The organism is Streptomyces sp. PU-14G, assembly GCF_041028275.1.
GTDB lineage: Bacteria > Actinomycetota > Actinomycetes > Streptomycetales > Streptomycetaceae > Streptomyces.
The window spans coordinates 1-10259 of sequence record NZ_JASKYT010000243.1 but is presented as its reverse complement, the minus strand read 5'-3'; the positions used below and the strand labels follow the sequence as shown (position 1 = coordinate 10259).

The 10259-nt window shown below is 71.1% G+C and carries 9 protein-coding genes; 6 read left to right on the top strand and 3 right to left on the bottom strand.

Annotated features, from left to right (window positions below):
* The first annotated feature begins 56 nt into the window (after window positions 1-56).
* The 3 genes from AB8Z75_RS24165 to AB8Z75_RS24155 all read left to right on the top strand — a co-directional run bounded on the left by AB8Z75_RS24165 (window position 57) and on the right by AB8Z75_RS24155 (window position 5274).
* The gene (locus AB8Z75_RS24165) at window positions 57-1184 is read left to right on the top strand and encodes a DUF2330 domain-containing protein (protein WP_369205373.1); all 1128 of its coding nucleotides are present in this window, start codon (window positions 57-59) and stop codon (window positions 1182-1184) included.
* A gap of 353 nt (window positions 1185-1537) precedes the next feature.
* Complete coding sequence (locus AB8Z75_RS24160; RefSeq protein WP_369205372.1) at window positions 1538-3427, top strand: polysaccharide lyase family 7 protein; 1890 nt, start codon at window positions 1538-1540, stop codon at window positions 3425-3427.
* 296 nt (window positions 3428-3723) lie between these two features.
* Window positions 3724-5274: a glycosyl hydrolase gene (locus AB8Z75_RS24155; RefSeq protein WP_369205370.1), complete on the top strand. Its 1551-nt coding sequence runs from the start codon at window positions 3724-3726 to the stop codon at window positions 5272-5274.
* A 249-nt stretch (window positions 5275-5523) separates the two neighbouring features.
* Here AB8Z75_RS24155 and AB8Z75_RS24150 read toward each other — a convergent pair whose 3' ends face one another.
* A complete protein-coding gene (locus AB8Z75_RS24150; protein WP_369205368.1) occupies window positions 5524-6567 on the bottom strand; it encodes an NAD(P)-dependent alcohol dehydrogenase in 1044 nt (347 codons plus the stop codon).
* 97 nt (window positions 6568-6664) lie between these two features.
* Here AB8Z75_RS24150 and AB8Z75_RS24145 point away from each other — a divergent pair, with 97 nt between their 5' ends.
* From AB8Z75_RS24145 to AB8Z75_RS24135, 3 genes are all read left to right on the top strand, one after another.
* Window positions 6665-7252, top strand: coding sequence for a TetR family transcriptional regulator (locus AB8Z75_RS24145; RefSeq protein WP_369205366.1), 588 nt, complete (start codon window positions 6665-6667; stop codon window positions 7250-7252).
* Window positions 7253-7569: 317 nt separating this feature from the next.
* Complete coding sequence (locus tag AB8Z75_RS24140) at window positions 7570-8469, top strand: helix-turn-helix domain-containing protein (protein WP_369205364.1); 900 nt, start codon at window positions 7570-7572, stop codon at window positions 8467-8469.
* An 85-nt stretch (window positions 8470-8554) separates the two neighbouring features.
* Window positions 8555-8944: a VOC family protein gene (locus AB8Z75_RS24135; RefSeq protein ID WP_369205362.1), complete on the top strand. Its 390-nt coding sequence runs from the start codon at window positions 8555-8557 to the stop codon at window positions 8942-8944.
* 68 nt (window positions 8945-9012) lie between these two features.
* Here the strand turns inward: AB8Z75_RS24135 and AB8Z75_RS24130 are convergent, their stop codons facing one another.
* Window positions 9013-9477 (bottom strand): DUF6314 family protein, encoded by a 465-nt coding sequence (locus AB8Z75_RS24130; RefSeq protein WP_369205360.1) that lies wholly within the window; start codon window positions 9475-9477, stop codon window positions 9013-9015.
* Between the two features lie 89 nt (window positions 9478-9566).
* Window positions 9567-10160: a TetR/AcrR family transcriptional regulator gene (locus AB8Z75_RS24125; protein ID WP_369205358.1), complete on the bottom strand. Its 594-nt coding sequence runs from the start codon at window positions 10158-10160 to the stop codon at window positions 9567-9569.
* Window positions 10161-10259: the final 99 nt, after the last annotated feature.

Below are 10259 nucleotides of genomic sequence, written 5' to 3'. Positions count from 1 at the left end.
GTGGCGGGGCGCAGGCGGCCGGGTGGGGGAGGGGCGCGTTGCGCGCGCTGGCCGTCGTGCTGGCGCTGCTGGGGGCCCAGACCGTCGCGGTCGCTTGGCCCGCGTACGCGTGCGGCTGCGGTGCGATGGTGCCCGCGGACCAGTCACGTATCGGCGTGAACCAGGAGACGTCGGTGGTGCGGTGGGACGGGCACACCGAGCAGATCGTCATGCGCCTGACCGTCCACGGTGACGCGGCGGAAGCGGCCTGGATCATGCCGGTGCCGCACCGTGCCTCGGTGAAGCTGGGGGAGAGCCGGCTGTTCGACGAACTCGCCGCGCTCACCGCGCCACGGCCCCAGGACCGGCCCTACTTCTGGCCCAGGTCCGGAGACTGGCCCTTCGAGGGCACCGACGGGGCGGCGGCGCCTCCTCGCGCGTCAGGGCAGGCCCCGGGTGTCGACGTGGTCGGACGCCAGCGGCTCGGCCCCTTCGACGTGGCCCGGCTCGCGGCCGACGACCCCGGCGCGCTGCGCGACTGGCTGCGTGACAACGGCTTCAGCCTCCCGCGTCGAGTGGCCGACCAACTGACGCCTTACGTCGAGCGGAACTGGGAGTACGTCGCCGTACGGCTGGCACCGGGCAAGAAGCAGAACGCCACCGACACGGCGGACGGTGGCGGGGCGCGGGACACGGGGCCCCGCGTCCTTTCGGGCGCTCTGCAGCCCCTGCATCTCACCTTCTCCTCCGACCGGCTCGTCTACCCGATGCGTCTTTCGCGTGCCGCCCGGGAGCCGCAGAGTCTGGGCCTGTACGTCCTGGCTCCGCACCGGATGGAAACCCGCGGTGCGATCGGCGGGCGTCCGCCCGAGGTGACCTTCGCGGACGTGCTGGAGGACGCCGACCAGCCCGAGCTGGTGCGGGAACTGGCGGGTGGCGACGTGCACCTCACCGCGTTCCGGCAGCACTTCCCCGAACCGGAGAAGATCACCGGTGATCACGTACTGCGTCGCGCGGCATCCGACAGGCCCTTCCACCGCACCTACGACCGGGACGTTCTGCTGCGCTGGGGCGGAGTCCCGGCCTGGATGGTGACGGTGGGCGGCGCGCTGCTCCTGGTCCTCGCGGCGGCCGTGGCGGTCCTGGCCGCGCGTCGTGGCCGCCGACGGCACGGGTCCCGGCCGCCGTTTCCGCCCGCGGCGTAGCGGCAGCGCCTCGCCGCTGAGCGCGGGCGGCAGTGAGCGGGCCGGGAAGATCTCCTGGCCGGAAACCGCATGCCCGGCGACGAGGGCGTACCGCCCCTCCGGACGCGAGGAGTTGTTCATCGCGGCGAAGACGCGTGCTGAACAATTCCGGAGCTGCTGTAGTCGGCGAACCGGAGCGGCGGCCGGTGCGCGAGAGCCCCGTCGCTTCCGGTGCACCGCACAGGCCGGTCGCCAGGCCGCCCGACCCATGCCTGAGCGGCCGGGACCGAGGAGCCGAACAGTATGAGGAGGACCAACTAGTGAGACACATCGTTCTGTCTCGTTCCTTACTCCGAAGATGCGGGCGGCGGCCCTTGGTACTCGCCGTCCTCGCACCCGTGATGGCGGTGCTGGCGTTGCTGCTCGTGCCGGCCACCGCGCACGCCGCCGACGTCCAGATAACCCCCGCCGCCGGCGCTGTCACCGCCAGCACCCATGACGGGAACGCGCCCGGGAACGTCGTGGACGACGACTACACCACCCGCTGGTCCGGCGAAGGAGACGGGGCCTGGCTGCAACTGGACCTCGGCTCGACGATGACCGTCACCCACATCAAGCTCGCGGTGCACAAGGGCACCACCCGGCAGAACGTCTTCGAGCTCCAGTACTGGAACGGTTCGCGCTGGGTCACCGTTCACGACGGCAGGACCAGCGGTACGTCGACGGGCCTGGAGTCGTTCGACTTCGACCCCGTCCGCACCTCGAAGGTCCGCTACCTCGGCCACGGCTACACCGGTGAGGGCGAGGGAGACTGGAACAGCCTCACCGAGGTCGAGGTCTGGGGCACCCCCGGCGATGGCGACGACGGCGGCGAGACCAAGCTCCCGTCCGACGTCCTCGACCTGAGCGACTGGAAGGTGACGCTCCCCACCGGCGACGAGGAGGAACCCACCGAGATCTTCCAGCCCGAGCTCGACGGCTACTCCCACGACCCCTTCTTCCTCGTTCCCGAGCCCGGGGACGCGGTGCGGTTCCGCGCACCCGTCAACGGCGTCACCACGGGCGGCTCCAGCAATCCGCGCTCGGAGCTGCGGGAGATGGAGAGCGGCGGCAGGGACGAGATCGAGTGGTCCTCGACCTCCGGCACGCACACCATGACCGTGCGGGAGGCCTTCACTCACCTGCCCGAGGAGAAGCCGGAGGTCGTCGGCGCCCAGATCCACGGCGGCGACGACGACGTCACCGCGCTGCGTCTGGAGGGTTCGAAGCTCTGGATCACCAAGGGCGACACCACCCACCACCACCTGATCACCGACCACTACGAACTCGGCACGGTCTTCGAGATCGAGTACGTGGTGAGCGACGGCGAGATCAAGATCTACTTCAATGGAGAGCTGGAGACCACGCTCGACCACTCCGACTCCACCAACTACTTCAAGACCGGTGCCTACACGCAGGCCAACTGCAAGAACTCCTCTCCGTGCAGCGGTGAGAACTACGGCGAGGTCAAGATCTACGGTCTCGATGTCACGCACGGCGACAACACGGGATCGGACTCGACGCAGGCCGCCGACCGGTACGACTGGGGTACGCCGCTGCCGATCTCGGACGAGTTCGAGTACACCGGCGCGGTCGACTCCGCGAAGTGGGCGACGCCCTCGGGGGATGTCGGAGGCACGGAAGGGTGCTGGGAGGGGCACTCGGGAAACGGCCGCCGGTGCGCGAAGAACAGCACCGTGGCGGACGGCATGCTGACCATGCGCGGCGAGGCCAACGGCGACACGGGATGGCTCCGGCAGAAGCGCGACGCCCAGTACGGCCGGTGGGAGATCCGGTCACGCTCGGAGAACATCGGCTCAAGCGGCGACCTCTACCACGCACTGCACCTGATCTGGCCCACCGAAGGCAACCGGCTCGAGAACGGGGAGTACGACTGGGTCGAGTACTCGGATCCCGACGCACAGTGCCTCACGGCGTTCCTGCACTATCCGCAGAGCCCCTCGGACAAGAAGGAACACCGCGAGGTCTGCCCGGTGGACATGAACGAGTGGCACAACTTCGCGTTCGAGTGGACGCCGGAAGCACTGGTCGGCTACGTCGACGGAGCCGAGTGGTTCCGACTCGCGGGCGGAGCGGATTCCGACCGGGGGGACATCCAGTCGATGCCCTCGGGACACCTCAACATCCAACTCGACAACTTCACCGGTGACGGCGGCCTGAGGCCCGCGGTCTTCGAGGTCGACTGGGTCCGAGTCTACGAGTGAAGGGCTGCGGACCCGACGCACCCACGTGAGGTGAACGCCCGTTCCGCGGGCAGCCCACGGTGACACAGCCGGCCGAGGCGACCAGTTGCCGCCTCGGCCGGTCACGCGGTCCGAGCCGGTGTGCGCCGAAACCACCGGTACCTCGGGTGAACCGTCCGCCGCGCGCATCCGTCGTGCGTGAGCAGACGAAACCGACCCGAGAGGCGTGTCCTGTGCGCGAGAGACCACTGTCATCACTTCGATCATTCCGGCCGCTTCTGTTCGCACTTCTGCTGGCTGTCGCCGCGGTTTCGGCCGTGGCGTCCGGAGGGTTCTCAGGGGGGAGTTCCGACACCGCGAAGGACCGCGTCGCCGGGGCGGCAGCCGCCGGGGACGCCGAGCACACGGTCACCCTGCGGAACCAGACGGAGCACCGTGTCTGGGTCGGTGCCACGGTCAACGCGGACGGCTCGACTCCGCTCACCGGGCTGCCGACGCTCGACCCGGGGCAGACGGCCACCCTCACCGTCCCCGAGCGTTCGGACGCCGGACACTGGCGTGGCAAGTTCTTCGCCCGACAGGGCTGCACAGGGGAGGAGGGCAGCACGTTCCACTGCGCCGTGGGCGACTGCGGGCCGTACGCCGACCGTTGCACGACCGGTGAACAGCCCGTCAGCCTCGCGGAGTTCAACTTCGACCCCGCCGACTCGGCGGCACCCTGGTACAACGTCAGCTACGTCAACGCGGTCTCGGCATCCGTCACGATCACTCCCGACGGAGTGACCCCGCCCGAGAACGGCGGGGAGTGCGCCTCGGTGGGCTGCCCCGTCGATCTGCTGGCCCACTGCCCGCCGGAGAACCTGACCAAGGACCAGAGCACGGGCAAGCCGCTGGTGTGCGTCAACCCCAACCGGGACGCGAAGACGGCCTACAGCGAAGCGCTCACCAAGCAGTGCCCCACGGCGTACGCCTGGTCCAAGCATGACGCCGAGCGGGGCAACCAGGTCGTGCGCCAATGCAGCGAGTGCAAGGGCTTGACCGTCACCTTCCACGGCTCCGGCGCGTCTGGCAAGCCCGGTCACGACCCCGAGCCGACCCCCGGTCACGGCGACGGGCCCGGCCCCGGCGACGGTCCCGCACCGGGACTCGGCAAGGGCGTGGCGCTCAACCCCGTCGACGGCGCCGCGCAGGCGCTGGACGACTCCGACGCGTCCTGGTTCCACAACTGGACCTCGTCGAGCGCCGGGGTCGCCAAGCCGAAGGGGGTCGAGTACGTACCGACGATCTGGGGCCCCGGCTCGGTCACCGACGCCGAGCTGGACCAGGCCAAGAAGGAGGGCAAGAATCTCCTGACCTTCAACGAACCCGATCTGGGCCAGCAGGCCGACATGACCCCCGAGCAGGCCCTGGACCTGTGGCCCCGGCTGGAGAAGACGGGCCTGAACCTGGGCGCCCCGGCGGTCGCCGTCGACGCCGACAAGCCCGGCAGCTGGCTGGACCGCTTCATGAAGGGCGCACAGAAGCGGGGCCTGCGCGTGGACTTCGTTCCGGTGCACTGGTACGGCTCCGACTTCGGCCCTGAAGCCGCCGAGCAACTGGCCGGCTACCTGAAGCGTGTCCACGACCGGTACAAGAAGCCGGTGTGGCTGACCGAATACGCTCTCATCGACTTCACCAAGGACACCCCGCGCTACCCGAGCAAGGAGGAGCAGACCGCTTTCCTCACCTCCTCGACACAGATGCTGGAGGGTCTGGACTTCGTGAAGCGCTACGCGTGGTTCGCCCTCTCGACTCAGACCAGCCCGACGGGTCTGTACGACGGCGCCAAGCCGAAGGCGGGCGCGAAGATCTACCGCGACGTCGGCTGAGCGTCCGGCTCAGCGGCGCGTTCCGGCGTGGAGAACACCACTGGGGCCCGTCGGCGCCATGCCCCGGGCCGACGCCGGCGCACCGTGGCGCGGTGCCGTCCAGTCCGGCGTCTGAAGGCGGGCCGTCGGCGTCACCGGCGCGCCGAACCGGTGGACGGCACGCGGGACCTGCCCGGGGCCCGCGTGCCGTTCCCGTCCGCCGTCCCGTCGACTCCGGCGCGGGGCGGGGCGTGGGGCCCCGACCGCCGCTCAGTCCAGGTCGGACATGTCGAGCACGAAGCGGTAGCGGGCCTCGTTGCGGCGGAGGCGGTCGAGGGCCTCGTTCACCCGCGCCGACGGGAGGAGTTCGATCTCGGCGATGATGCCGTTGGCGGCGCAGAAGTCCAGCATGGCGGCGGTCGCGGGACGGCCCCCGCTGCCTGCCGAGCTGAGTTTCTTGCGCCCGATGAGCAAGTCCAGTGTCTCCACTGTGACCGGCCCCAGATGCCCGAGGTGGCTGAGTGTGCCGTCCATGGCGACCAGGCGCAGATACGGGCCGAGGTCGTGCGGCGTGGAGATGGTGTCGATGACGACGTCGAACGCGTCCCGGGCGTTGGCCATCGCCTCCGGGTCCGTGGACACGACCAGTCCGTGGGCGCCGAGGCGACGCGCGTCGCCGGCCTTGTCGGGCGAACGGCTGATGACCGACGTCGTGGCGCCGAGTGCCACGGCCATCTTGACCGCGAGATGCCCCAGTCCGCCCAGCCCTGCCACACCGACGCGGCTGCCGGGGCCCACGCCCAGGGCGTGCAGGGGTTCCCAGACGGTGACCCCCGCGCACAGCAGAGGCGCGGCGGCGGCCGGGTCCAGGCCGGGGGGAAGCGGGTGCGCGAACTGCTCGCGCACGACGTACTCCCGAGAGTACCCGCCCAGGGTCGTCGACCCGTCGTGCCGGTCGGTTCCGCCGTAGGTGAGAGTCGGGAAGGCGTGGCAGAAGTTCTCCTGGCCGGCTCGGCACATGGGGCACTCGCCGCACGCGTCGACGATGTTGCCGACGGCGACCGGGGCGCCGGTGGACAGGCGGGTGACCGCGGCACCGGTCTCGGCCACCACGCCTGTGAACTCGTGTCCCGGCACCAGAGGGCGCCCCGCCGTGCCGTCGTGGTCGCGGAGGGCGTGCAGGTCGGTGTGGCAGACGCCGCAGTAGTCGATCCGCACGGCGACGTCGTCGGGGCGCAGGTCGCGGCGGTCCAGCGTGGTGCGCCGCAGCTTGGCCGTCCGCCCGTCCGCCTGCCATCCGTTGGTTGTCCGCACAGTGCCTCCCCTATAAACAGACTGTTCGGTCTATTGGATCGTAGAGGCGGTCTCCACCCCAAGCAAACCGACTGTTCTGTCTGATAGCGTCCCCGGCATGGCGGATCAGCCCCTGACCTCGCGCGGAGCCGCGACCTACCAGCGCATTCTCGACGTGGCGACCCGGGAGTTCGCCCAGCACGGGATCGCCGGAGCACGCATCGAGCGGATCGTGTCCGCCGCGCGCACCAACAAGGCCCAGCTCTACGCCTACTTCGGCAACAAGGAGAAGCTCTTCGACGCGATCTTCTTCGGCTCGCTGGAGCGGATCACGAACGTCGTGCCGATCGACGCCGCCGACCTCGCGGACTGGGCCGTACGCCTCTACGACGAGTACCTCCGCCGGCCCGACCTGATCCGGTTGGCCACGTGGGCGCGCCTGGAGCGCAGGCCGGCCGGCCACCTTGTCGAGGACCACGACCGCCTCGACGACCACAAGCTGGGTGCCATCGCCGAAGCCCAGGCCGCCGGCCGAGTGCGCCAGGGAGACCCGTTCGACGTGATGGCCATGGTCATCGCCATGTCCATGGCCTGGTCGCCGGTCAGCAACGTCTACGCGGCAACTGCCCAGGAGCCCCCACAGGTACACGAACAACGCCGCGCCCTGCTGCGCGCGTGCGTCCGCCGCGCTGTCGCCCCCGAGTGACGGAAGCCCCCCGGCTGCCGCCGGCGGGGAGAAACCGAAAGGCATGCGGCGCTGTCGGCGGCGTGTGTGAGGATCACGGCCATGGTTCCCTGCGACTGTTTCGCCGCCTCTGTCTCCGTCTCCGCTTCCGCCTCCAAGGTCGCGGCGGCTGCGCGAGTGTCCGAACAGCCCGGCGGGCCGGCCCGACTCGGCTCGCCGCCCTGGGCCTCGGCCGGACGCCGAGGCGGCCTCCGGCCGAGCAGGTACCGCGACCGAGGCACACCACCCGAGACCCGCAGCGCTTCTCCTGGCGTGTCACCAAACGCGAGGCCGGCCCGGTGACCAGGCGAGACTCCCTGCTGAGGCCGTTCGTGGCGATGCTGGCCCCGTACGATCTCGGGCCGGGACCCGTCGGCGTACATCGCGGACTTCCCTCCTCCACCGTGTCGCTCACCCTTCCCGAGGCCGACTCCGTCGAGATCGGGTGGCTCGCACGTCCCGCCTCGCGCCGGCACCATCGCGCTGCCGTGGCGGGCCTGCATCTGGATGCGGCGCAGGTGCGGCAAGCAGGAGGCACCCGCGGTGTGTACCTCACGCTCAGCCCGCTCGGTGCCGCCGCGCTGCTGGGCGTTCCGGCGTCTGCTCTGGCCGGACACGTCGTCGACCTCGCCGACGTCGCCCCCGCGCTGGCCCACCTGCCGGAGCGGCTGGCAGCCTGCCGCACCTGGCCGCAGCGCCGCGCACTGGTCGAACGCTCCCTGCTCGCCGGCCTGGCCCGGCACGGCGCACGTGAGAACGCCCCGGAACTGCGGGCCATGCTCGCGGCCCTGTCCCGCACTTCCCGAGTGCACGAGGCCGCTCAGCTACTCGGATGCTCCAGGCGGCACCTGAGCGGCAGGGTCCGTACGGAGCTCGGGGTGACGCCGAAGGAGTACCAGCGCCTGGTCCGCTTCGAAACGGCCCGGGGCCGGCTCGCGGTCGCCGGCACCACCAAGGCCGCTCTGGCGGACGTGGCCGCCGCCTCAGGGTTCGCCGACCAGGCGCACCTCTCCCGGGAGTGGCGGGCCATGGCCGGGTGCACGCCCACCGCCTGGCTGCGCACCGAAGATCCGGCGGCCGAGTGCACCGAAGACCCGGCGCCCGAGTGCACCGAAGATCCGGCGGCCGAGCGCACCGAAGGCCCGGCGACCGGGGACCCGCCGACCCGCGACCGGTCACCTGGCGAGGAGACCGCGTAGACCGCGTCCGGGCGACATCCGATCAGCCCGTGGACCGTTCCCGAATGTTCAAGACTCCGCCGCCCTGCGGCCTCATCCTCGGAGCATGACGCAACCGAAGATCCTCCCTCGCCTGATCGTGCCGGAACCCGACCGTGCGTCGGCGTACTACCGGGACTTCCTCGGGGCCGAGGAAGTGTTCCGTGCGCGGGGTGACGAGGGCCGGCTCACCGTCGTGGAGCATCTCCTCGGCGCCACGTCCTTCCGGGTCTCACCAGCCGTCCCGGCATGGGGGTGGTTGTCACCGGAAGACCTGGGCGGCTCCCCGGTCCTGTTGGAGATCGAAGTCGACGATCCGGACGAGGTCGGCGCACGTATGACGACCAACGGGGCCGAGACGGTCATCGCGATCGAGAATCGGCCCTACGGGAAGCGCTCGGGCCGTATCCGTGACCCCTTCGGTCACCTGTGGATCATCACCGGACCCCTTCGCTGAGCAAGGCGCCACCGCCGCGGTCCGACGCACCTCCGGCGCGGCTCGGCGCCCCGCGCTCTATCACCGGATCACCTCCCGGGCTGCCCCTGGGGGAGGGACCGCCGGTAGACGGAGGTGAGCAACTGGTCCTTGGCCGGGCCGTGGACCGCCCAGCGCAACCGCCACTCGTCGGCGGAGACCACCGTGTAGTCCCCGTCGTACAGGTCGGCTCCGCACTGGTGCGACACAGTGCAACGGCCGCTGCTCAGATCGAGAGCGTGGAAGTGCCGACCGTCCGCGAAGGTGACCTCGGCGGTGCCGTCCGCGCCGGGCACCAGCCGCAGCGTTCGCCCCGCCTCGCGCCGGGCCCCGCCCCACTCCAGTACCCCTTCCTCCACGTGCAGCCATGCGGCGTCCGTACCGGGCTCGAACCTCGCCCGCCCGGTGAACCAGCCGCTGTGTCCGGTCCTGCCGTCGCGCAGCTCGCGGCGCACGGTCCACTCTCCGGCCAGGTAGGGCAGGACTCCGGCGGCGGGGTGCGGTACTTCGTCCATGGCAGCAGTCTCGCAGGGCGGGCCATCGAGACCCGGGCCGGCTACCGGGACACACACGGGCCAGGAGACGGACGGGGACCGGGAGCTGATCACCGGTGCGCGGTGACGCCTCCCAGAGCGGCGACGGCCAGTGCGACCGCGCGGTCCCGCACCGCTTCGTAGTCGTCGCCGGCCTCCAGGGCCGTGGTGGCGGCGTTGACGAATCCCTGCAACAGCCGGGCCGACCTGAGTGGGGCGTCGTCGCCCACATCCTGCAAGGCGTCGACGAGTGGATCGAGCAGGGCGCGGTGCGCCGCGTCCGCTCCGGCGCGCAGGGCCGCGCCGTCCTGCGCGTCCGCGCTGGCGCGGGCGATGCGGTGCTCGCCGTCGCGGACCATTTCCAGTTGGGCGGTGACGAAGGCGGCGACCCGGTCCTCGGGCGCGTCTCCGGCGTCGGCGAGGGCGGCGTGGATGCGGCTCGTCCAGCGCGGCGCTGCCGCTCGGACCACTTCCGTCAGCAGTTGGCGGCGGTCGGTGAAGTACTTGTAGACGCTGTTGCGGGCCAGCCCGGTGCGGCGGGCGACCGCCGCGAACGTCACGCGAGAGGCGTCGCCCTCGGCGAGCAGCTCGCGTGCCGCGTCGAGCAGGGCGGCACGCTGCTGGGCGCGGTGATCTGCGACGGACGCGGCGTGAATCCTGGGCACTGAGCCAGTTTAAGAGCCCGTCCCCTTCGGCGAGCCATGGGTGGCGAACGCTGAGCACCCCCCCCCCCCCGCGCGGCACGCGAGCTGCTCGCCGAGGGC